Origin of the sequence: Chitinophaga varians, from assembly GCF_012641275.1 — a bacterium.
GTDB lineage: Bacteria > Bacteroidota > Bacteroidia > Chitinophagales > Chitinophagaceae > Chitinophaga > Chitinophaga varians_A.
Window position 1 is genome coordinate 1,589,601 of record NZ_JABAIA010000001.1, and the last position, 23,835, is coordinate 1,613,435.

Annotated in this window: 17 protein-coding genes; 4 read left to right on the forward strand and 13 right to left on the reverse strand. The window is 50.3% G+C overall.

Going from position 1 to position 23,835, the window contains the following annotated elements; translation table 11 throughout:
* Positions 1-17 precede the first annotated feature (17 nt).
* From HGH92_RS06430 to HGH92_RS06450, 5 genes are all read right to left on the reverse strand, one after another.
* On the reverse strand, positions 18-1,070 hold the full coding sequence (locus tag HGH92_RS06430) for a LacI family DNA-binding transcriptional regulator (RefSeq protein WP_168869910.1): 1,053 nt from the start codon (positions 1,068-1,070) through the stop codon (positions 18-20).
* Between the two features lie 27 nt (positions 1,071-1,097).
* Positions 1,098-1,859 carry an SDR family oxidoreductase gene (locus tag HGH92_RS06435; protein ID WP_168869911.1) on the reverse strand — a complete coding sequence of 254 codons (762 nt, stop codon included), beginning with the start codon at positions 1,857-1,859 and terminating at the stop codon, positions 1,098-1,100.
* 9 nt (positions 1,860-1,868) lie between these two features.
* Complete coding sequence (locus HGH92_RS06440) at positions 1,869-4,088, reverse strand: DUF4861 family protein (RefSeq protein WP_168869912.1); 2,220 nt, start codon at positions 4,086-4,088, stop codon at positions 1,869-1,871.
* A gap of 21 nt (positions 4,089-4,109) precedes the next feature.
* Positions 4,110-4,952: a 5-dehydro-4-deoxy-D-glucuronate isomerase gene (gene kduI / locus HGH92_RS06445; RefSeq protein WP_168869913.1), complete on the reverse strand. Its 843-nt coding sequence runs from the start codon at positions 4,950-4,952 to the stop codon at positions 4,110-4,112.
* 627 nt (positions 4,953-5,579) lie between these two features.
* Positions 5,580-7,523 carry a heparinase II/III family protein gene (locus HGH92_RS06450; protein WP_168869914.1) on the reverse strand — a complete coding sequence of 648 codons (1,944 nt, stop codon included), beginning with the start codon at positions 7,521-7,523 and terminating at the stop codon, positions 5,580-5,582.
* A 295-nt stretch (positions 7,524-7,818) separates the two neighbouring features.
* Between HGH92_RS06450 and HGH92_RS06455 the strand changes: the two genes are divergently transcribed.
* On the forward strand, positions 7,819-9,465 hold the full coding sequence (locus tag HGH92_RS06455) for a UxaA family hydrolase (protein WP_168869915.1): 1,647 nt from the start codon (positions 7,819-7,821) through the stop codon (positions 9,463-9,465).
* A gap of 268 nt (positions 9,466-9,733) precedes the next feature.
* Here HGH92_RS06455 and HGH92_RS06460 read toward each other — a convergent pair whose 3' ends face one another.
* From HGH92_RS06460 to HGH92_RS06480, 5 genes are read right to left on the reverse strand one after another with little or no spacing between them, the layout of a single operon-like run.
* Positions 9,734-11,020 carry an MFS transporter gene (locus tag HGH92_RS06460; RefSeq protein ID WP_168869916.1) on the reverse strand — a complete coding sequence of 429 codons (1,287 nt, stop codon included), beginning with the start codon at positions 11,018-11,020 and terminating at the stop codon, positions 9,734-9,736.
* A 36-nt stretch (positions 11,021-11,056) separates the two neighbouring features.
* A complete protein-coding gene (locus HGH92_RS06465) occupies positions 11,057-11,719 on the reverse strand; it encodes a bifunctional 4-hydroxy-2-oxoglutarate aldolase/2-dehydro-3-deoxy-phosphogluconate aldolase (RefSeq protein WP_168869917.1) in 663 nt (220 codons plus the stop codon).
* 2 nt (positions 11,720-11,721) lie between these two features.
* Positions 11,722-12,720, reverse strand: a complete 999-nt coding sequence (locus HGH92_RS06470) for a sugar kinase (protein WP_168869918.1) — start codon at positions 12,718-12,720, stop codon at positions 11,722-11,724.
* Entirely contained in the window at positions 12,721-14,115 is a 1,395-nt protein-coding gene (gene uxaC, locus HGH92_RS06475; protein ID WP_168869919.1) for a glucuronate isomerase, read from the reverse strand.
* Positions 14,116-14,125: 10 nt separating this feature from the next.
* On the reverse strand, positions 14,126-15,619 hold the full coding sequence (locus tag HGH92_RS06480; RefSeq protein ID WP_168869920.1) for a tagaturonate reductase: 1,494 nt from the start codon (positions 15,617-15,619) through the stop codon (positions 14,126-14,128).
* 200 nt (positions 15,620-15,819) lie between these two features.
* On the opposite strand from HGH92_RS06480, the gene mnmA reads away from it, so the two are divergent.
* Entirely contained in the window at positions 15,820-16,932 is a 1,113-nt protein-coding gene (mnmA, locus tag HGH92_RS06485) for a tRNA 2-thiouridine(34) synthase MnmA (RefSeq protein WP_168869921.1), read from the forward strand.
* 79 nt (positions 16,933-17,011) lie between these two features.
* Entirely contained in the window at positions 17,012-17,554 is a 543-nt protein-coding gene (locus HGH92_RS06490) for a GNAT family N-acetyltransferase (RefSeq protein ID WP_168869922.1), read from the forward strand.
* Between the two features lie 55 nt (positions 17,555-17,609).
* On the opposite strand, the gene HGH92_RS06495 is transcribed toward HGH92_RS06490, so the two are convergent.
* The 3 genes from HGH92_RS06495 to HGH92_RS06505 form a co-directional block, all read right to left on the reverse strand.
* Positions 17,610-18,767 (reverse strand): RsmB/NOP family class I SAM-dependent RNA methyltransferase, encoded by a 1,158-nt coding sequence (locus HGH92_RS06495; RefSeq protein ID WP_168869923.1) that lies wholly within the window; start codon positions 18,765-18,767, stop codon positions 17,610-17,612.
* 68 nt (positions 18,768-18,835) lie between these two features.
* Positions 18,836-20,401 carry a 2-oxoglutarate dehydrogenase complex dihydrolipoyllysine-residue succinyltransferase gene (gene odhB / locus HGH92_RS06500; protein WP_168869924.1) on the reverse strand — a complete coding sequence of 522 codons (1,566 nt, stop codon included), beginning with the start codon at positions 20,399-20,401 and terminating at the stop codon, positions 18,836-18,838.
* A 102-nt stretch (positions 20,402-20,503) separates the two neighbouring features.
* On the reverse strand, positions 20,504-23,260 hold the full coding sequence (locus tag HGH92_RS06505; protein WP_168869925.1) for a 2-oxoglutarate dehydrogenase E1 component: 2,757 nt from the start codon (positions 23,258-23,260) through the stop codon (positions 20,504-20,506).
* Positions 23,261-23,513: 253 nt separating this feature from the next.
* On the opposite strand from HGH92_RS06505, the gene rpsT reads away from it, so the two are divergent.
* Positions 23,514-23,768, forward strand: coding sequence for a 30S ribosomal protein S20 (gene rpsT / locus HGH92_RS06510; RefSeq protein ID WP_168810442.1), 255 nt, complete (start codon positions 23,514-23,516; stop codon positions 23,766-23,768).
* The last annotated feature ends 67 nt before the right edge of the window (positions 23,769-23,835 follow it).

Genomic DNA, 23,835 nt, shown 5'->3' on the forward strand with positions numbered 1-23,835 from the left:
GTTAGTTATAGGTTGACTTATTTCTTTTTCGAGGCGGCCTTTGTATTGGCGGCACTGGATTCTCTGGCTATCAGCTGAATAGGAATGATCTCCTGGGAATAGCGCGGGGCACCGGTCTGACGGCTGGTGACCAGTTCCATCAGCGCTGCTACCACCCGCTCGCCCATCATGGCCGCGTATTGGTCTACGCTGGTGATAGGCGGCGTAACGATTTCGGTCCTGGGGTCATTGGAATAACCTACTATCTTCAGGTCTTCCGGCACCCGTAGGTTGATTTTGCGGCAGTACTCCATGATCGTAATGGCAGTAGTATCATTAGACGCGAAAATGCCATCGGGATAAGGCTTCTGCGCGAAAATTTTTTCGCAGGCCTGCCATGCGTTGTCGCGCGTAAGCTCCTGGTAAAAAACCCTGGTTTTACGGAAAGGCAGTTTATGTTGCTGCAAAGCGCTTTTGTATCCTGCTACCCGCTCCAGGTAAAGGTTACAGGTTAGCGGCCCGGAGATATGCACAATGTCTTTACATCCTCTTTCAATCAGGTGACTGGTAGCGGTAAACCCTCCCAGGTAATCATCTCCCTTGATCACTTTTACATTGTAATCTTTGGGCACGCGGTCAAAAAATACCAGCGGGATATTATTGTCTTTAAACACATCAAAATGGGAAAAGTCCGTAGTATACAGCGTAGTGCTGACTACCAGGCCGTCTACCCGGGCGGAATACAGTGTATTGACCAGGGCTACTTCCTGGTCATAGGAGTCGTTGGACTGGCAAATGATCAGGTTGTAGCCGTGTTCCTGTAATTTATTCTGGATAATGGTACTGATGGCAGCGGGAAAAAACATGGAGATACGCGGAATGATCAGGCCGATGGTTTTGCTTTTGTTGTTGCGTAAACCGGCAGCCAGCGCATTAGGGCGGTAGCCCAGTTTGCGGGCCATCTTTTTAACCCTGTCTTTCGTACGTGCGCTGATGTTAGGATTGTCGTTCAGTGCGCGGGATACAGTAGATACCGATAACTTCAGTTCTTCTGCGATATCAACGATTGTTTTTTCTGTACGTTTGCTCATGTATTAGCCATTAACGGTAAATATTAGTTATCTGCCCATCCAGCCACCGTCTACTGTAAGTATGGTACCATGTACATAATCAGCAGCTTTGGAAGCGAGGAAAATAACGGGCCCCGCAAAGTCTTCCGGTTCGCCCCAGCGTCCTGCCGGTATCCGGTCCAGTATGGAGGTACTGCGTTTTTCATCCGCCCTCAGGGCTGCCGTGTTGTCGGTGGCGATATAGCCCGGAGCGATCGCATTGACGTTCACGCCCCTGCCGGCCCATTCGTTGGCGAACGCTTTCACCAGTGAGCCTACCGCCCCTTTGCTGGCGGCATATCCCGGCACATTGATCCCACCCTGGAAGGTGAGCAATGAGGCTGTAAAGATAATCTTTCCGGCGCCTCTTTCAATCATCCCCTTACCGATTTCACGGGTAAGGATAAACTGGGCATTCAGGTTGATGTTGATCACCTCGTCCCAGTACTCGTCCGGATGCTCTGCTGCCGGTTTCCGGAGAATAGTGCCGGCATTGTTGACAAGGATGTCAATAGTCTTTACATCCTGCTGTAACCGGTGGATAAAGGCATACAATGACTCGCGGTTGGAGAAGTCGCTCTGGTAGGCTTTAAAACTGCGGCCCAGCGCTGTCACCTCTTTCTCCACTTCGCTGCCATGCAATTCCAGGGAGGCTGATACGCCGATGATGTCTGCGCCGGCGGAGGCCAGCGCCACCGCCATCGCTTTTCCGATACCTCGCTTACAACCGGTAACGAGCGCGGTTTTTCCTTTCAATTGAAACAGGTCCATATGTCAACTTTATTGAATCGTTACTTTAAGTGGTTCTCTAACGCGTTGTGAAAATGCTTCCAGATATTTAAACCATTCTTCTGCATTCGTAATCCGTCCGCCTTTGTTCCAGGCGGCGCCGAAATAATACACGTACGGCTGCTGGCTGTGGGCTATACCCGGGCTCAGTAAATGTACGTTATCTGTTTTCATGCCAGGCACAGAAGCAGGGAAAACACAACCTATTCCAAGGGTGCCGTCTTCACCATGTTGTGGCTCCCAATAACCCATCACACCATTCTTCTCGTCCAGCAGTACGGCGCCGGGGTCTTTCCGTTTTACGATGCCTGTCACCACCGGCAGCTGATCGCCTTTGAAGCTGTATTGCACCTGCATTTTGTTCAACTGGGAACCGGCGTCCAGGGAGATGGTTTTGGTAACGGAAACGGGTATATTACCGGCCTGCCACGTATCGTAGGTGAGTGCAAAAACGGTGCGGAGCGGACCGTTGTCCAGCCGCTTCCATTGACGGTAATTCTTCGGGAAATAGATAGTATCCTTGCCATAAGGCGCGATATCACCGGCGCCCAGCGTAAGTCCTACACTGTAATAATCAAGCCCCTGGCCGTTATCGTGGTGGTAGTTGTCCAGCTTGTACCAGGTGTCGATCACCATATCAGTGGTACGCTTGGCCCATACATCAATACCGTAAGCCATTTCCTTGGGCGTTTTTTCCAGTGCAGGGCCATACATGCGGTAGGCCATCCGGTCATTTTCCCAGGCATAGTCATCTTTCCTTTCCGGTACAAAACGGCCATAGGCTTTTGGTGTTACCGCTGCGGGCGTGCCTGCCTTCACGGCCAGCTGACGGCTGCCGGCGGGCGTTACGCTCACCTGCAGTAATACGGCTTTCGGCGTTTTACCGCCATCGTATATCAACTGGTAAGGAACTTCCTGGTCGGACAACAGGTCCATCACTTTGAAAGACTTGCGTGTGTCCTTATTAAGTTTCGCTGTAAACTGATCGTAAGGAATCTCTACGATCTCACCTTCGCGGTTCAGGCCCGTAGGGTTGGTAATGGTGATATCACCCGGACTGTTCTGCTGAAGATTATATTTGATCAGTTCAGCGCCGGCTAACAGGAAAGCACCTACGCCATATACTTCCGAATCATCGGCAGTGGCTTTGCCTGGAGCAGCCGCCACTACCTGTACAAAGCCCAGTTTACCGTCCGGCTGCACGCAGTCTGTCAGTGCCTGCCATCCTTTGTGGATAACGGGCAGGAAGTCCTTCTCCGGTAAAATACCATTGTTGACGCCCCACATGAGCGCATACACGTAGAAGCCGGTACCACTGGTTTCTTTGGAAGGATAGCTGTCGGGGTCCAGCAGGCTGGCATGCCAGGTGCCATCGGCTGTTTGCAGTGCTGCAATACGGTAAGCCATTTTTTTGAACAGGTCCACGAAACGTGCCCTGTTGGCGTAGTTTGCGGGCATATTGTCCAGCAGGCGGGCCAGGCCGCCCATCACCCAGCCGTTGCCACGGCTCCAGAACACTTTGGCACCGTTTTTCTCTTTCTGGTCAAAGTAGCGGGCGTCACGATAGTACAGGCTGTCGTTTTTGTCGAACAGGAAGTCAGTGGTTTTCCACCACAGCTTATCAGCGGTCTCCAGGTAACGCGGGTCACCGGTGGCCGCAGAGAGATAACCTAATGCCGGCGGGCCCATAAACAGGGCGTCGCACCAGGCCCACTCCCGGTGATGGATACCGTTCTTCCAGTCCAGCGGCTCGGTATGAGGCGCAGCTACAATACTGTCTGCCAGCTTCCGGAATTTATCAATCATCACAGGGTCTCTATAATAAGGGTACAGCTGGGCGTAGAGTTGACCGATACAGTATTCATCCGCGAAAAAACGGTCAGGCCCTGTATTCCAGTTATTGTCTTTACCTACCTGTATCAACCGCTGTATAAAAAACGGATTGTCAGTCACCTGGCTGAGGGCCATCATGCCGGCGTACATGGCGCCGTTGGTCCAGTTGGTTTGTGGGTTGGCCCAACCTTTCCGTTCGATGGACTGCCATTGCCAGTTGGCCACTCTCTCCATGTAAGCACGGATAAACTGCGCCGACAATGCATTGAGCGAAGGCGCCACAATAGCCGTTTGCTGCGGAACAGCCCCCGCATCCGGCCCGAAGTGCAGGGCCGACAGGCCCAGCAGGCTTCCTGCAATGATGTTTTTCATTTTCATGATAAATATGATGATCGGGTTTTAGCGTAATTCAGTGATCTTGCAATGGTCCATATCGCCATAATCCAGGTTCTCTCCGGCCATACCCCAGATAAAGGTGTAGTTGCTGGTGCCGGCGCCGGAATGCACGGACCAGGGCGGAGAAATCACGGCCTGTTCGTTCTGCATCCAGATATGGCGCGTCTCCTGTGGCTGCCCCATAAAGTGGCAAACGGACTGGCCTTCCGGTACTTCAAAATAGAAATATACCTCCATTCGCCTGTCATGGGTATGCGCTGGCATCGTGTTCCATACGCTGCCGGGTTTCAGCTCGGTCATGCCCATTTGCAGCTGGCAGGTTTCCAGTACGGAATTTACCAGCAGCTTGTTGATGGTACGATGGTTAGATGTTTCCAGTGCGCCCAGCGTCACTACTTCCGCTTCATTTCTGGATACCTTACGGGTAGGATAGCTGTGATGCGCGGGGGTGGAGTTGAGATAGAATTTTGCCGGCTGTGCAGCGTCTTTACTGTGGAAGACCACCTTTTGTTTGCCTTTTCCCACATACAATGCTTCTTTGAAGCCGATCTCAAATTGTTCACCGTCCACTTCCACCATGCCCGCACCGCCAACATTAATCATTCCCAGCTCTCTGCGCTCCAGGAAATACGCGGCTTTCAGCAGATCAATCGTTTGCAGTTCAAGACCGCCTTTCACCGGCATGGCGCCGGCTGTCAGATAGCGGTCGTAATGCGTGTGTACCCATGAAATCTGGTCTGCCTCAAAAACTTTTTCTATCAGAAATGCCTTTCTCAGCGCTTCGGTATCCATGCTTTTCACCTCTGAAGGGCTGCTGGCATACCTTGATTCATACTGTGTGCTCATATCGTTGGTTATCTTTTTTATTTACAGATAGTTTGATGTTTCTTATAGGTGGATACCCGCCGGTTGTTTCAGGAAGACATACACGGTCCGGCTGTAGCGCGTCATGTAGGATGACGGCATGCACTAACGTGGACTGCCTTGCTGAATGCTTTGTTCACTGTTTTTAAGCAGATGCTTCACCGTATTTGTTTCCGGGGGCACTGCTCCGCTTCTGGCTTCACTACTTTGTTAAACTTCTCTTCCATTCAATTCCTTTCACATCTCTGTACCGTTATTCAACAGCCCCGCTTCGCTACCATTGACCTAGATGAAATACTGAAGAACCCCTGATGCTGCTTGTACCACAGAATCCTGTACGTTCGGGTTGTTGATACCGCCCGCCACTCTTTTGTTCAAACATATTTTTCAGGAGTGGTCCTCCCGCGAAGTCCAACCAGGACCATTTTTTCTCTAAGACTTCATCTAAAGTAATGCAAACGTTTGCAAAATACAAAGCTTTTATGGAAAGATAGCAAAAATTTAATTGTATAAATGACAATTATACTATCCTATTCCTTTGTTCTGCCGTATTTTCAGGACATACGCAGCATTTTTACATTAAAAAAGTCATAATATTATTTGCCAGGGCTAGTGCCGGCGTTTGATAGCAAAATCAACATTGTATTTATCCTTTAACGCCTGCCCTTTGGCTTTGAGCGTGATACGGTACACAGCATTTCCCCACACCGGCGACAACCGGCCATCATCAACGGTCTGTCGCTCCGACACGGCCTCAAAACGGGAAACATCATACGTGATTTCCATGGTGGCAAAGTCTTCTGTCAACAATACCTTTCCCGGTGTTTTGGTATCCGGAGGCAGGCAGGTTATAAAATGGAGCTGGTAGGGCGCTTTCCAGGATTGCAGCTCATAGGCCTCGGTCAGCTTCAACCGGGAATCTGCCGGCGTAAAAGTGAAAGTACGCTTCAAACTCTTTACCATGGCCGATTCGGGATAGGCTGCGGCAATGTCCATATCCAATATCTTCGTGCTGCCTTTATCTGAGAAAGATACGTCCTTCGCCTGGAACCTGCGTCCATCCTGTTGTTGCACACCATTCACCGTTGGACAGTTATGCCATTGTGATTGCATATACCACAACTGGTACCGGTCTTTGCTGAAAGTCTGTTTGGTATAAGTGCCCACGCCAACGTCTATGATGGCAGGCTGGCCGTCCATATACAGCACAAAATTGCCGATATCGTTATGGTTATGGCTTTCGGCGTTATGGCCGCCTTTAGCAGCGAAAAACAGTCCCCGTGAACCGCCCTGCACGGAGCGAAGAGACAGCACCTGCAAGTCGGGCAACCAGTTTACGGAAGTAAAAGGCCCTGCCGGCGTGGTGCTAAGAAAAGACTTACGTCCTTCCAGGTCATATATAAATGTCAGCAGGGAATTGGTTTTGATGTAGTTGGTATCCGGATTGGCCAGCCGGTACAGATAGGCGGCAAACTCCTTCATCTGCTGGTCTTTGAAAATTTCGCCATACAGGAATACGGTATGTGGCGGCGGGATGGTGCTGGCGGAGGCGTCAGCGAAGTTCACAAACCGGCTGCTGTCGATATGCATCTTGTAGATATAGGCGCCGATACGATGTATGAGTTCATTTTTACTGAGGTCTGCCTTGCCGGCGGAAGCCCAACGCATCCAGTTCACAAACTCTATCAGTTTGCCGCCGGCATGTCCCCAATAGCTGGGGCCCTCATCACAGCCACCATCTTCGGGATATCCGTTCAGGAAAAAATCAGCGCTCCGAATAGCTTTCTCTATCACTTTATTACGTGTATTCCTCTCGTTTACAGCAAGCAGGGCTGTCTGCAGAATATTGGTATTGATCCAGATATTCCAGTTGTTCATCGGTTTGCCGTTAAAGCCCATCCACCAGAAATCAGTCCGCTCCAGGAACGGGACAACAATACGCCGGTTCAGCTCATAGTCGATCCGTTTGCTGATCATAGGCGAATACTTATCCAGCTTCCTGTCCATCAGGAACTGCGCCCAGCTGATGGTGGCCGCCGTTTCCCCGGCAAAGAGGTCAATGATCTGTTCAGCAGGATCTGCCAGGCCGTTGCCGGCTTTCTGGGCCCCGATATGTGCCGGCAATACCCAGGTGCTTTCCTCGAGGATAGCCCACAAGCCATTTGCGATCTGTGGGATGTACTTTCCATTGCCGCCGGCTAGTTCACCCGCCACCAGGACTGACAATACCTTGCGCCGCTCGAACTGCGCATTTTCGAAATTGACCCGGTTCCCGTTGTCGCGGTATTCCAGGTACAAAGATGCCGGTAAGGCAGGCCAGGTGAAGCTCATCGCCTTATCAGCATCCGCCAGCATGCGCTCGCGGGTCACTGCCGGTAATTGTTGTATCACTTCCAGAATGTGATTGCGCTGGTTCTCCCGCCAGCTCATATTGCTGAAGGCGGAATTGCCATCCGCCGCTTTCCAGGCGGTATACAGGTAGTCCCTTGGCGCCGGCTGGGCAAACAGCTGAAAACTACAACATACTAAGATCAACAACAGTGAAATGCGCATACAACAATTATTTCGGGTAAGATATAAAATATGCTGCATGTTTTCCATCAGATCACAGGATGATCACAACAGGACAAGCTGGTATGCCATCAAAAACATATCAGGTTATGATTAAAAAACATCAGTGTAAAAACAGGTGATTTTTTAACGTTCAACAGGCCCGCAGGAAATGATAAATCATTCGTAACTTGCTACCATCAAACGTTACAGCGTGTCAGGCAAATAGTCAAAATCTTATCAAGGATTAACATTATAGTATTAACAGCCGGTAACGTTATTTACTACTTTAGCTTTTATGAACACTTACTTACAAATTCATCCGAATGATAATGTGCTGGTGGCCCTCCAAGATATCCCCGCCGGTACCAATATATCATTTAACGGCCAAGACATACAGCTTCAGCAAAATATCTCTGCGAAACATAAATTCCTGATCAACGATATCGACGGCAATGCGCCTATTACCATGTACGGTGTACTGGTAGGAAAATCCACCCGTCCGCTGAAAAAAGGGGAAAGCATCACTACAGATAATGTCGTACACGATGCCAATGCTTTCCACGAAAAAGACGGCGCCATGCAGTGGCAGGCGCCCGATATCAGCAAATGGAAAAATGCCACGTTCATGGGCTACCAACGCGAAGACGGACAGGTGGGCACCCGCAACTACTGGCTCGTTATTCCACTGGTATTCTGTGAAAACAGGAATGTGAGCGTGATTAAAACAGCTTTTGAAAAAGGGCTGGGATTTGCGCCGGCAGAGGTTTACAATGAACAGGTGCAGGACCTCGTTGCCCTCTATAAAAGCGGCAACATAGAAGCGGTAAAACAATACGAAGCAGAAAATATAACGGCAACGGATAAACGTAATGTTATATTTCCCAATATCGACGGTATCAAGTTTCTCACCCATGAAGGTGGTTGCGGCGGTACCCGTCAGGATTCGGACGCATTGTGTGCCCTGCTGGCCGGCTATATCCACCACTCCAACGTGGCGGGAGCCACCATCCTCAGCCTGGGCTGTCAGCATGCACAGGTGTCTATTCTCCAGGAAGCCCTGAAAAAACTGAACCCTCAGTTCAACAAACCGGTACTGGTGTATGAACAACAAAAAAGCGCTTCTGAATTCGCCATGCTGTCAGCCGCCATCAAGGATACTTTCCTGGCACTGATTGAAGCGAACAAACAGTCGCGCCAGCCCTGTCCGCTGTCCAAACTGGTCATAGGCCTGGAATGCGGCGGCTCCGACGGTTTCTCCGGCATCTCTGCCAACCCCGCAGTAGGTCATACCTCCGATCTGCTGGTGGCATTGGGCGGCACTTCCATCCTCTCTGAGTTCCCGGAACTCTGCGGCGTGGAACAGGAACTGATCAACCGTTGCGTCACAGAAGAAATTTCCGATAAGTTCATCCGGATCATGCGTGCTTATGAAAACCAGGCCCAGTCAGTGGGTTCCGGCTTTTATATGAACCCGTCCCCCGGCAATATCAAAGACGGCCTTATCACTGACGCGATCAAATCTGCCGGCGCTGCTAAAAAAGGCGGCACCTCTCCGGTGACTGACGTGCTCGACTATACGGAATATGTTACCAAACCAGGCCTGAACCTGTTATGCACACCGGGCAACGACGTAGAGTCCACCTCTGCGGAAGTAGGTTCCGGCGCCAACATCGTACTGTTTACCACCGGCCTCGGCACGCCTACCGGCAACCCGATCGCTCCCGTGGTGAAGCTGGCCACCAACACCAAACTGGCCACCCGCATGAAAGATATCATCGATATCAATACCGGCACTATCATCAGCGGAGAACACAGCATCGCCGAAATGGGCGAGCAGATCCTCGATTACGTCATCAAAGCGGCCAGCGGCGAAATACATACCAAAGCCGAACAACTGAACCAGGATGACTTCATTCCATGGAAAAGAGGCGTTTCGTTATAATTCCCAGGGCTAAAGCCCTGGGCTACGTTTAGACCACTCAGCAAAGGCTGACTTTACTAATGCACTTATTTCTGAGAATGTCATCATAAAAAAGGCCGTCTGAATCTTTCAGACGGCCTTCCTTTTTTATTGGAGTTTAGTTGTGTTAAGATCGCTCTGTATGCTTCCTATCTTATACTTATACCTTATTCCTAACCTCACTTAAATTTTACTCATCAAAAGATCAACAAATCGTAGCCCAGGGCTTCAGCCCTGGGACTCCAGGCATTTATAGCTTCACCTGTTCCATTTTCGGGGCAAAGAAATGCATCACTGTCCATGCCAGCAAATAAGCCACGCCACACATCACAAAAAGGATGTTGTAGCCGATGCCGATATTGCCCAGCACTTTATAATGCTCCAGCATAGCGCCTATTACGATGGGGAACAGCGTACCGCCGATAGAGCCGGCCATACCGCCGATGCCTACCACAGAGCTTACTGCACGTTTAGGGAACATGTCTGAAGCGGTGGTGAAGATGGTGGCAGACCAGGCCTGGTGGGCTGCGGTAGCAAGACTGATAAGCGCTATCGCCAGCCATACATTGTTGATATACTGTATCAATACGATCGGTGCCACACACAATGCGAATATGAGCATCGATACCTTACGGGCTTTAAAAATAGGCCATCCGCTTTTTATCAGGTGAGATGATAACCATCCGCCACCGATGCTGCCGAAGCTGGTCACCGAATAGATGATGATAATAGGCAGCCCCAGATTGGCTTTCAGGTTAACGTGAAAGATAGATTCCAGGTATCCCGGCAGCCAGAAAAGGAAAAACCACCATACCGGGTCGGTGAGCAGTTTGCCAAACACAAAAGCCCAGGTTTGCCTGATGCCCAACAATCTTCCCCATTTCACCGGTTGCGGTGCTGCTTCCTCCACTTCCTGGTCAGAATGAATATGATCAAATTCCGCTTTGCCTACTCTTTTCTGACGGGCAGGCACTTCATAATAAATCCACCATAATACCAGCCAGATGAAACCAATGGCGCCGGTCCAGAAGAAAGCATGACGCCAGCCATGGTTGCGGGCCAGCCAGTATACCATCACCGGCCCTACCACTGCGGCAATGTTAGATCCGCTGTTAAAGATACCGGTAGCAAGGGCCCTTTCCTTTTTGGGAAACCATTCCGCAGTAGCTTTGATCGCCGCCGGGAAATTGCCCGCTTCACTCACGCCCAGGATAGAACGTACTATACCAAAACCCATGGTGGAGCGTACCAGCGAATGCGCCATAGCAGAAAGGCTCCACACGATGATAGAAATACTGTATCCGTTTTTGGACCCCATTTTATCTACCAATCGGCCAAAAAACAATAAACCAACGGAATAGGCCGCAGAGAAAATCATGACCAGGTTACTATAATCCTGTTCAGTCCAGTTGAATTCACTGGAAAGGTCACTTTTCAGTAAACCCAGCACCTGCCTGTCAATATAGTTAATCGTGGTAGCTACAAAGAGAAGTGCGCACACACGCCAGCGATAGTTACCTAAAGTTGTGGAATTCATTACGGCTGATTTGGAAATTTATAAGTTGGCTTTAATTTACGCCTTGTCACTGAGAAATGCAAACGTTTGCACTATTTTCTCTTTCAGCGATGCCCAATCACGGCTGTCAATCAGGGATTTAGCAAGCAAATTGCTGCCCATACCTACACAAACAACACCGGCATCAAACCAGGCGTCCATACTCACACGGGTAGGCTCCACACCGCCGGTAGGCATAAATTTCAGATTCGGGAACAGCGGCTTGATCGCTTTCACATAAGCCGGGCCCAACACGTTGCCGGGAAACAGTTTCACCAGCTTCGCCTCATTTTTTTCCGCCACGGAAATTTCGGTAGGCGTCATACACCCCGGTATCCACAGTACCTGCTGTGAACGGCAGTAAGCGCCGGTTTCCGGATCGGTGACGGGGCATACTATGAAATCAGCGCCCAGCTGCGTATAGGCGGCGGCAGCGGCGGCATCTTTGATGGTGCCGATACCCAGGTACAAATCAGGCATCTTAGCCCGCTTCAGCTCCAGCAACCGGGAGAAATTCTGCTGCGCCTGCGCTCCCCTGCTGGTAAATTCAAATACGCGGAGGCCTCCGTCATAACAAGCCTGCAGTACTTCACAACACACATCGGCATCGTCATGATAAAATACTGGAATAATACCGCTCTGCTCAAATGCAGCAATAATGGTTTCCGGGCGTGGTGCCATAATTACATCAGTTTTATTATGTCCTCGTAAGAGGTCGTGTTAAAATCTCCTTTTACAAAAAACTTGGAATAAGCGGCGGCGGCGGCATAGGAAATAATACCCTGATCATCCCTTCCTTCCAGCTGTGCATGGATAAGTCCCGCCATAAAACAATCCCCGCTGCCCACACGGTCCACTACTTCCCGCGTTTCATATTCCCTTGAAATACTAATCTGCCCGTTATGGTAATAGAAAGTGTAATACTGCGCATGCGTGGCGTCCTTGCTAAACCGGAAAGTAAAAGCCACTCTTTTACAACGTGTATACTTTCCCGTTATCTCTTCTGCTACCTGCTGTGCCTGCGCCAGGTATGCCGCTTTGGTATCTGCTTCCAGCGCTGCGGTGTCCAGTGTGGTGTCCAGCATGGTATGAGCGGCCCAGATATTCCCCATCACTACGTCACAATAAGCTACCAGCTCAGGCATCACTTCATGCGGCTGCTTTCCGTATTGCCATAATTTGCTGCGGTAGTTAAGATCGGTGGATATAGTCATTCCCTTACGGGTGGCGGCTTCCAGCACCTCTTTACAGATAACCGCCGCGTCCGGGTTCAACGCGGGACTGATAGCGCTCCAGTGAAACCATTCGGCATCACCCAGCAGCTCGTCCCAGTTAACTGTTCCGGGCACTATCTGGCTGAAAGAAGAATATTTACGGTCATATACCACCTCTGCATGTTTCAGGTCACTGCCCTGTGCGAGGTAATAAATACCGATACGGTCGCCTCCCCATAACATCCGGTCGGTAGCAATGCCCCTGTGGTTCAGCTGACGCAGCACTTCCCGGGAAAAACCGTTTTCCGGCACCTTGCTGATATAAGCCACCGGCGTGCCCCAGCGTCCCAATGCGGCGGCCACATTAGCTTCTGCGCCACCGACAAAAATAGCGGAACTGTTGTTGCCCAGGTCAGGTGACAGGCGCAGCAACAGTTCCCCGAAAGTGATAACTTTTACAGCTTTCATCTAAAAATCAAAATATGCTTTTGCGTTGTAGTAACAAATATCCTGGACCATTTTCCCTAACCATGGAATGTCGTTGGGGAGTTCACCGTTTTCCACATCACGACCAATGAGATTGCACAAAATACGACGAAAATATTCATGGCGGGGAAAAGATAGGAAACTCCGGGAATCTGTCAGCATACCTACAAAACGGCTCAGCAGTCCCATATTGCTCAGGGTATTGATTTGTTTCTCCATCCCGTCTTTCTGGTCGAGGAACCACCAGCCGGACCCGAACTGGATCTTGCCGGGAACAGTACCATCCTGGAAGTTGCCGGCCATGGTGGCAAACACTTCATTCCAGGCGGGATTGAGATTATAGATAACGGTCTTTGCCAGTTTGTTTTTCTTATCCAGTGCGTCGAAGAAGGCGCTCATGGCGGAGGCCATGCTCCAGTCACCGATGGAGTCCACACCGGCGTCTGCGCCTAACTGCTGCAGCAACCGGGAATTGTTGTTACGGATAGCCCCTGCATGGAATTGCTGCGCCCAGCCCCGCTCGTGGTTCCATTCACAGATTTGCAGCAGCATGGCGGATTTAAACTGCTCACTCTCATAGGGAGTGGCAGCCTGATGGCCGCGGGCATTGAGGAAAATAGTGTCCAGCTCTTTCTGTGTATACGGCGCAAAGCTGAACGTGGTAATGCCATGGTCACTTAACCGGCCGCCAGCTTCATGAAAATAGGTATGACGCTGTTGCAGCGCCGCTACCAGGTCCTGATAGGAACGGATCTCATGATTGGTGACCTCCGCCAGTTTATCCACAAAGGCATTGAATGTTGCCGGACTGTCTACTGCCATCGCTTTATCGGGCCGGAAGGTAGGCAGCACACGGGTGCCGAAAGGCCTGTTGGCCACAGCTTTATGATGTTCCAGTGAATCCGTGGGGTCATCGGTGGTGCATACTACTTCCACTTTAAAATGTTGCAGCAACTGCTGCGTGGAAAGCTGTGGCAGCCTGGCATTCCCGGCTTCCCATACCTTTTCGGCAGTGGCTTCGCTCAACAGATCGGTGATGCCGAAAGGGTTTTTCAGCTCCATATGCGACCAGTGGTACAGCGGATTACGCATGGTGTAGGGCGTGGTAGCTGCCCAGTGACGGAATTTGGTAAAGTCGTCAGCACTGCCGGTGATGTACGTCTCCGACACACCGTTGGCCCGCATGGCGCGCCACTTGTAGTGATCGCCGCGCAGCCATATGTCGGTCATGTTTTTGAAGACCTTGTTCTGCGCAATTTCGTCCGGAGGCAGATGATTGTGGTAATCAATCACTGGCATCGCTTGCGCATAATCAAAATATAATCGTTTAGCCGTTTCTGTTTGCAATAAAAAATCTTCCGTCAGAAATCCCTTCATATACTAATGATTAATTTTTTTGTTGCTGGAGTTGCATAAAGTGTTTCACACCATTGGCCATCAGCGCTTCGAGGTAACCCGCTACTGTTTCGGCAAATTGCGGAATAGTAGCCAGATCAGATCCCCAGAGCCTTTCATCGGCACATACGCTTTCTGCCAGTTGCAATGGAGAAGAATATGCTTCCCAATGTGCGGCAAAAATGGTGATGTTGTCATCGGTGATCTGGTACTCTTCGTCGCCCCGTTTACCAAAGTATTTACCGTCTTCCACACGGACAGGCTTCAGGAACAACAGCATCGCGGCAAAACCGAGGCACATGAATTCTGGCAGTGTCTTAAACTGATCAAAATACCGGGTCAGGGTGCGTACGTTGCGCGCATTCATCTTCGAGCTTTCCTGGAAGGTGATGCTGATGAGCTTATGTGCAATGAACGGGTTCGCGAAACGGTCCAGCACGTCCTGCGCAAAGCTGGCCGCCTGCGGACAGGTTTGTTCGATGGTAGGCAGTATCTCCCGCAACACTACTTCCTGGAAGAAATGACGCATATAGTCGTCCTGCATGCATTCATATACGGTGTTGAGGCCTGAAAGGTATGCCAGTGGCACCGCCGCCGTGTGACTGCCATTGAGCAGGCGCAGCTTCTGTTCCCGGAAAGGCACGATGCTGGGGGTTATCAGCATCCGTTCGTCTGCCTGATGGAAACCCAGTACTGACTGTACGTGGGCGTCTCCTTCAATTGCCCATAGCAGGAAAGGTTCCACTTCAATCCACAGTTTATCGGTATAGCCTGCTTTCTCCTCCTGTTCTGCCAGGTTGCGGGGCTTGCCTGGCACAATCCTGTCCACCAGCGAGTTACAGAACTGGTTCTCTGTTTCAATCCATTGCACAAAAGCAGCCGGCATATCATTATAAGCCGCCAGCTTTAATACGATTTCTTTTAATAAACGTCCGTTGTCCACGACCAGTTCAGTAGGTACTATGACAAAGCCGGTATTGCTGCTGCCACGGAAGTATTCGTACCGCGCTTTCAGCACTGCCAGCAGTTTGCCCGGAAAAGATGCCGGGGCGCTGTCCCCGATTTTCTCCGGGACATATTGTATGCCCACTTCCGTGGTGTTGGAGATGATGGTTTGTAAGCCCGGCTGCCGTACTGCCGCCAGCACTTCACCCCAATCTGCATTCGATTGCAAAACCCGGCTAATAGAAGAATTGATCAGCACCTGGTCAACCAGTTCTCCCTGCGCAATACCTTTGATATGCGTAGTGTAAAGGTTGTCCTGGCTGGAGAATTCGCTGGTATCGCCATCCGTGGATTTCACGACCACTACACGGCCTTCGTAGCAGCCGCTGCGGTTGCCCTGGTCCACCAGGTAATCTACCAACCCACGTAGTAATACGCCGGTACCAAACTGTAATATCTTTTCCGGAAAATGAAAGATTTTTTCATCAACGCCGGAATCTGTCTGATTTAATATATACTCTTTGTTTAATATATGTAGCATCTCGTCTAAATTAGGCTAAATAGATACTTAATCCAATAAATATATAATCTTGCTATTACAAATTATAGTGTGTGGACAAATATTAGCCAAAACTGGGTAAAATGCTATCAAGCCCATAAGCAGCCTCAATGGGTGCATTAATTCTATCAATAGGCGGTTGCCCGGAAAATCAGTAATTTTGCATCCTTAAACTATAAAAAATGAGCAAGCATGGTAAAGTGCTGGTGGCCATGAGCGGCGGTATCGACAGTACCGTTACAGCGCTGATGTTGCATGAGCAGGGCTATGAAGTGGTGGGGATCACCATGAAAACCTGGGATTATGCTTCTGCCGGTTCCAGTAAGAAGGAAACCGGCTGCTGTAACCTCGACTCGTTCAATGATGCCCGCGCTGCCGCGGTGCATCACGGATTTCCGCACTTCGTGCTGGATATCCGCGATGAATTCGGGGACTTTGTCATCAATAACTTCGTAGACGAATATATTGCCGGTCGCACCCCTAATCCGTGCGTACTGTGCAATACACATATCAAATGGCGCGCCCTCATGAAACGGGCCGACGCCATGGACTGTGATTTTATTGCCACCGGACACTACGGTCAGATCCGGCGTCACGACAACGGCCGCATGGTCATCAGCAAAGGAATCGACGAAACAAAAGATCAGAGCTACGTATTGTGGGGCATCCAGCAGGATGTTCTCGCCCGCACCATCCTTCCCCTCGGGAAGTACCGGAAAACGGAAATCAGGCAGATGGCCTTCGACTTCGGTTATCCCGAACTGGCCAAAAAAGCAGAAAGCTATGAGATCTGCTTCGTGCCCGACAACGACTACCGCGGGTTCCTCAAACGGAAAGTAGAAGGACTGGAAGAAAGAGTCAACGGCGGCAACTTCGTGCTGGCTGATGGCACTATCGTGGGTAAACACAAAGGTTATCCCTTCTATACCATCGGACAACGGAAGGGCCTCGATATCGCCCTCGGACGCCCGGTATTCGTAACGGAAATCATCCCGGAAACAAATACCATCGTACTCGGCAACGAAGACGAACTGCAGAAAAATGAAATGTTCGTGAGCGGCCTCAACATGGGCAAGTATGAAACTATCCCTGAAGGCATGGAAGCCATCACTAAAATCCGCTACAAGGATCCAGGCGCCCTGAGCGTCCTGCACAATGAAGACGGCAAAGTGAAAGTCAACTTCTTTGAACACGTAAAAGGTATCGCACCCGGACAATCAGCCGTCTTCTATGAAGGCGACGACGTGATCGGTGGCGGCATCATCCAGCGCGGACCAATTTCATTGCACCAATAATCTTATACACAATAAACATACAAGGGCGGGAACCATCCCGCCCTTTTTTTGTATTTTAGAAAGACAACCACCTAATTGTATGCATCCGTTACCCAACGTATTTCCACAACTGTACACCTCCCGCCTGGACCTCGTAGAGCTGCAGCCCTGGCACGCCGCCGATCTGCTGGAACTCTTTAGTGATCCCCTGGTCACGCAATATTACCACGTCATGCCCCTGAAAACAGAACTGGACGCGGAAAGGGTTATCTCCTATTTCTATCACCGCTACAAAGACCAGCTGGGCATCAGATGGGGCATCACTCTTCAGGGACAGTCAAAACTCATCGGCACCATCGGCTTCAACAGCTTTCCACAACTGCACCGCGGCGTGATCGTCTACGCCCTCGCACATGCCTACTGGGGCCAGGGATACATGACCGAAGCCATCCTGGAACTGGTACGCTACGGCTTCCGTGAACTGGAGCTCAGCCGCATCGAAGCGGAAGTAATGCCCGCCAATGTTTCCTCCGAAAGAGTATTGATAAAAAACGGCTTCCACCAGGAAGGCACGCTCAAAAAATGGATGGAATGGGAAGGGAGATTGTTTGATATTAATATGTGGGCGTTAGTGAGAGAGTAGGTTGACAAAAAATTTATTGTCAAATCTTTTAACAATAAATTTTTTGTCAAATCATTTACGAAAACCTTACCGCAAACATCGTGTCTGCACCCTTGCCATATCCGGCAATTACGCCACCCTCCTGCTGCCGCAGTTCGCTGGTCTCTTCAATATATTGCACCACTTCTTCATTCTCCTGCCGGAATACGGAACAGGTAATATAAATCAATGAACCGCCCTTTTTCAGGAACGGTATAACGTTATGGGCTATACGTTTTTGTAACTGCTGATATTTGGTGATCTCTTCCCGCTTGAAGAAGCTGACGCTTTCCGGTGTACGTCCCCAGGTGCCGGAACCGCTGCACGGCGCATCGAGGATGATACCGTCAAACCGCTGCTGCCCCATTGTTTCAGGGAAACGATCGGCGGTGAGATCAGCCACGCGCGCTTCATAGTTTTTGATACCGGCGGCGGTAAAACGTTGCTGCAGATTTTCGAGAATGGAACGCCGCACATCGCTGACCAACAACTGTACATTGGGCTGCTGGTCTTTCAGCAGGATGGATTTACCGCCGCTGGCGGCGCAACAGTCCCACCAACGCTGGTTAGGCGCCGGATGGAATAAAGTGCCCGTCTGCTGACTGGAAGCGTCCTGTACTTCGTACCAGCTTTTTTCGGTCAGCAGCGTTTCTACTTTAGTGCCGTTGGGCAGGGCCACGGTGGCGTTGTTTTCAAAAACTTCATAGGACACGGCAGCTTCCTGCAGCAGCTTCAATACCTTGTCCATACGGCCGTTCCGCACACGGATAAACAGCCGCGGCTGCTGCAGGAACGACAGCCCGAAAGCTTCTGCATCAATAGCTGGGGACAATTCGTCCAGGAAAGGAAAAATACGTGTAGCCGTTACCGGTAGGTCCAGCAATGCGGCTTTATCTGCCAGTGGCAAAGTTACCTTTTCATCCCATTCGGGCCTGAGTGCTTTCAGCAGGTCCGTAGAGGCAGTTTCGCACAGGAAAGCGCCTGCGATCAAACGTTCTGCTGTGCTCAGTTCCCGGCCCCAGTCACCGAGGCGGTAATAGTGATATACCAGTTGCGAAATCCAGCGCCGGTCGCGGCTACCCATGTAAGGGTGTTCCTTGAAAAAAGCTTTCAGGAAATGATGCAATGGCAGGCTGCCCTGATAGGCGCCAATAATTTTGGTAGCAGAGGCTACATAATTCTCCCAACGGGTCATATACAAAGGTATCCTAAAAAAACGGGGCGAAGATTGCTCTTCGCCCCGCTATATTTAAAAAGCTGTTATTAGAGTTTCAGCAGCGCTTTCAGTGGATCTTTACCGAACAGCAGCTGTTCAGGATTTTCCAGCATTTCCTTCACTCTTACGAGGAAGCTCACTGACTCACGGCCGTCGATGATACGGTGGTCATAGCTCAGCGCGATGTACATCATCGGACGGATCACTACCTGACCGTTAACCGCCATCGGGCGGTCCTGGATTTTGTGCATGCCCAGGATAGCGGATTGCGGGATGTTGATGATCGGTGTGCTCATCAGGGAACCGAATACGCCGCCGTTGGTGATGGTGAAAGTACCACCGGTCATTTCAGGGATGGTCAGTTTGTTCTCACGCGCTTTGGTAGCCAGTTCCAGCACGGCTTTTTCGATACCGGCCATGTCCAGGCTTTCAGCGTTGCGGATCACTGGTACAACCAGGCCTTTAGGCGCAGACACTGCGATGGAAACATCACAGTAATCGTGGTATACCAGCTCTTCGCCATCGATATAGGCATTTACGGAAGGGAACTCCTGTAATGCAAAGCAGCAGGCTTTGGTGAAGAAGCTCATAAAGCCCAGGTTCACCTCGTGCTGTTTTTTGAAGATGTCTTTGTATTTGGCACGCAGCGCCATGATGTTGGTCATGTCTACCTCGTTAAAGGTAGTCAGCATAGCGGTGGTGTTTTTGGCTTCTACCAGGCGGCGGGAAACGGTTTTACGCAGGTTGCTCATTTTCTCGCGACGTTCGTTGCGGGAGAACATTTCCTGACCGATGGCTACGCCCGGGTTCTGCAGGGCGGCATACACATCATCTTTCATGATTTTGCCGTGAGCGCCGGAACCTTTGATGGTAGCCGGGTCTACATGTTTATCAGCAATCACTGCGGCCGCTACCGGCGTAGTGCGGATATCATTCGGAATGCTGGTCACCGGGGCCTGCTGGGCCTGTGGGGCGGCAGCTTTCGCTGGCTGAGCGGCCGGCGCAGCAGCCGGTGCGGCTTTACCGGCAGGACGCGCTGCGCTGGTATCTATTTTACAGGCTACATCGCCTATTTTTAAGGTATCTCCTTCTTTGGCTACCAGGCTCAGCACACCAGCTTCTTCGGCGTTCAGCTCAAAAGTGGCTTTCTCTGACTCCAGTTCACACAGCACTTCATCTCTCTCTACATAGTCACCTTCTTTTTTGGTCCACTTCACCAGCGTTACTTCGCTGATTGACTCACCTACTGTAGGCACTTTCATTTCAATGACCCCTTTGTTCACCGCCGGTGCTGCAGGCGCTTCAGCTGCTGCTGCCGGAGCGGCGGCTGCAACCGGTGCTGCCGGTGCCGGAGCGGCGTCCTGGGCAGGCGCTGCCGCAGCGGTATCAATAGTGCAAGCCACATCACCAATCTTCAGCGTGGCTCCTTCCTGTGCTGCGATTTTCAGGATACCTGCTTTCTCTGCATTCAGTTCAAAGGTGGCCTTCTCTGATTCCATTTCACACAACACTTCGTCCTGCTGCACATAATCTCCGTCTTTTTTCAACCACTTTGCAATTGTTACCTCGCTAATAGATTCTCCTACCGTAGGGACTTTGATTTCGATAACCATATTTTATCAGTTGATGGTGAACCAGTGTTTAGCTGCCGGCGATCTCCGTCGCTAAAGGCTAACAGCTGAACACTCGTTTCTGTTTATAGTTTGCTGTTTTAGTTAGATGTTAAAAGCTGTATCGATGATCTGCTGCTGCTCACGGGCATGCACTTTCGCATAACCGGTAGCGGTAGACGCACTTGGATTACGGCTGATAACACCATAGTTGATCTGCTTCAGGTTCATCTGCAGGTAAGCTGCAGCGCCCATGTTCAGCGGCTCTTCCTGTACCCAGAAGAAAGTAGCGCCTTTGTATTTCTGCGCAATCGCTTCCAGCTGTTTTACAGGCAGCGGGTACAACTGTTCCAGCCTTACAATGGCCACATCTTTACGGTCTTCCTTCATCTGTTTGTCGCTCAGGTCAAAATACATTTTACCGGTACAGAGCAACACTTTTTTCACCACGGAAGCATCTGTAACGAACGGATCGTCCAGTACTTCTTTAAACCCGCCCTGGGTGAACTCTTCCATAGTGGAATAAGCACCGGTATGTCGCAGGTTGGCTTTCGGTGAGAAGTTGATCAATGGTTTGCGGAACTGCCAGGTCAACTGACGACGCAGCGCATGGAAGAAGTTGGCCGCAGTAGTGATATTAGTGATCACCATGTTCTCTTCCGCACAGGTCTGCAGGAAACGCTCCGGACGGGCGTTGGAGTGGTCCGGGCCACCACCTTCATAACCATGAGGCAGCAACATTACCAGGCCATTCTGCGTTGTCCATTTCTGTTCAGCACTGCTGATATACTGGTCAATAACAGTCTGCGCGCCGTTTACGAAGTCGCCGTACTGCGCTTCCCAGAGTACCAGGGCGTTGGGGTTGGCCATGGCATAACCATATTCAAAGCCCAGCACACCGTATTCGCTCAACAGGGAGTTGTATATTCTGAACTTGCCTTGTTTTTCGGCCAGATTACTTAAACGGTTATACGTTTCGTTGGTATTTTCATCAAACAGTACAGCATGACGGTGGGAGAAAGTACCGCGTTTCACGTCTTCTCCGCTCATACGTACGTCCTTGCCTTCAATCAGCAGGCTGGCATAGGCCAACAGTTCACCGGTGGCCCAGTCAACTTTGCCTTCTTCCTGGTACAGTTTGATTTTGTCCTGTAACAGTTTGCTCACTTTACGCAGTGGCACGAAGTTCTCCGGCCATTTCATCAGGGCGTCAAACAGACGTTTGAAGTCCTCTTCTTTAATAGCGGTCACCGGTGAGCTTTCGAAGTCCTGCGGGGTCGCTTTGCGCAGCGCCTGCCACCATTCTTCCGGCTTCTGGTTGGAATAAGGCAGCGGATGTTGTTTTACTTCATCCAGACGGGCCTGCAGGTCGCCCCAGAAGGCTGTCTCCATTTCTTTGGCCAGCGCCTGTGCATCGGGTTCGCCGTTGTTGAGCAGGTACTGGGTATATACTTCACGCGGATTCGGATGTTTGTCGATCAGCGCATACAGGCTGGGTTGGGTGAATTTAGGCTCATCACCTTCGTTGTGGCCATGTTTGCGGTAGCAAACCATGTCGATGTAGATGTCCTCGTTAAACTCCTGACGGTAGCGGGCAGCCAGCTGGGCTACTTTCACCACGGCTTCGGTGTCATCACCATTTACGTGGAATACCGGCGCCTGCACGATAGAAGCAACGCTGGTACAGTAATCGGAAGAGCGGGCGTCATCAAAATCGGTGGTGAAACCGATCTGGTTGTTGATCACAAAGTGAATGGTACCACCGGTAGAGTAACCCTTCAGTTTGCTCATCTGCTCCACTTCGTATACAATGCCCTGACCAGCCACGGCGGCGTCGCCATGGATCAGGATAGGCAATATCTTGTCATAGTCACTGTCGTAGATCACGTCAGCCTTGCTGCGGGAGAAACCGATCACGATCGGGTCTACCACTTCCAGGTGAGACGGGTTAGGCATCAGCTGCAGGTTCACCGTGTTACCGGAAGGCGTACTTACCTGTGAACGGAAGCCGAGGTGATATTTCACGTCGCCACTGCCCATGGTCATGTCCGGAACGGCCAGGCCTTCAAACTCGTTGAAGATCTGCTCGTAGGTCTTACCCAGGATATTGGCCAGTACGTTCAAACGGCCACGGTGTGCCATACCGATCACGGATTCTTTTACGCCGTATTCAGCAGCCACGTTGATCATCGCGTCCAGTGCCGGAATAGTGGATTCACCACCTTCCAGGCCAAAACGTTTCTGACCAATATATTTGGTATGCAGGAATTTTTCAAAAATAACGCCCTGGTTCAGTTTCTGCAACACCCGGCGGCGTTGCTCCAGAGACAGCGGTTGTGTCATAATGGCCTCAAACTCTTTTTCCAGCCATTTGGATTTGTCGCGGTCATTGATATAGGTATACTGAATACCAACAGAGCCTGCGTAAATCTTTTTCATATGCGCCACAATCTCTTCCAGTGTGGCGTCTTTCAGTCCAACCACGATACCTGCATAGAACCGGGTTTTGAGATCAGCATCTCCCAGTCCATAGCTGGCCAGATCGAGATTGGCCCTTCTGTCTTTTCTTTCGCGGATAGGGTTGGTTTTAGCAATGAGATGGCCCTTTTTGCGGTATGCCTGGATAAGGCGGTATACGCCCAGTTCCTTGGCCTGTTGATCACCACTCACCGGCACGGAGCCGCCGCCTGCTGCCGGAGCCGCACCTGACGCTTTACCATTTGCGTTGGAAACCGCAAAATCAAATCCTTCAAAAAATTTCACCCAATCAGGGTCTACAGAATTGGGATCTTTGAGGAAATCCTGGTATAACGATTCAATGTAAGCAGGATGTGAGTTAGTGACAAATGAGAAGTCCTTCATTTACAACGAGTTTTGCTGATCTTCAGTTCAAATACTTTTCTGTTGGTGCCCGATATATTAATATATGGGATTGCAAATATCGCACGTTTTTTAATACAGAGGATGGAAAAAATGAGAAAATATCATATGATTTAGGTTGATTGTAAATATGGTTTAATGCCTAACTTTGATCGCCGGACGGAAAACTTGTTTTTTGTTTGTTTGGTATTTGGAATATCCTTACCTTTGCCGTCCGAAACTTGAAATTTGAAAAATGGCAAATCATAAAGCAACGAAAAAAGACGTACGTCAAAGCAGAAAGCGTAATGAGCGTAACCGTTACTACGGTAAAACTACTCGTAATGCCATCCGTGACCTGAAGGCGATAACTGACAAAGCGCAAGCTGAGAAAGAATTATCTGATGTGGCATCTATGATTGACAAGCTGGCTAAACGTAACGTTATCCACAAAAACAAAGCTGCAAATCTGAAAAGCAAGCTCGCTAAGAAAATAGCTACCCTGGCTTAGTCCTTTTCAGTAACAAATATTTACAGCTCTTCCTTACCAAAGGAAGGGCTTTTTGTTTTTCCTATCG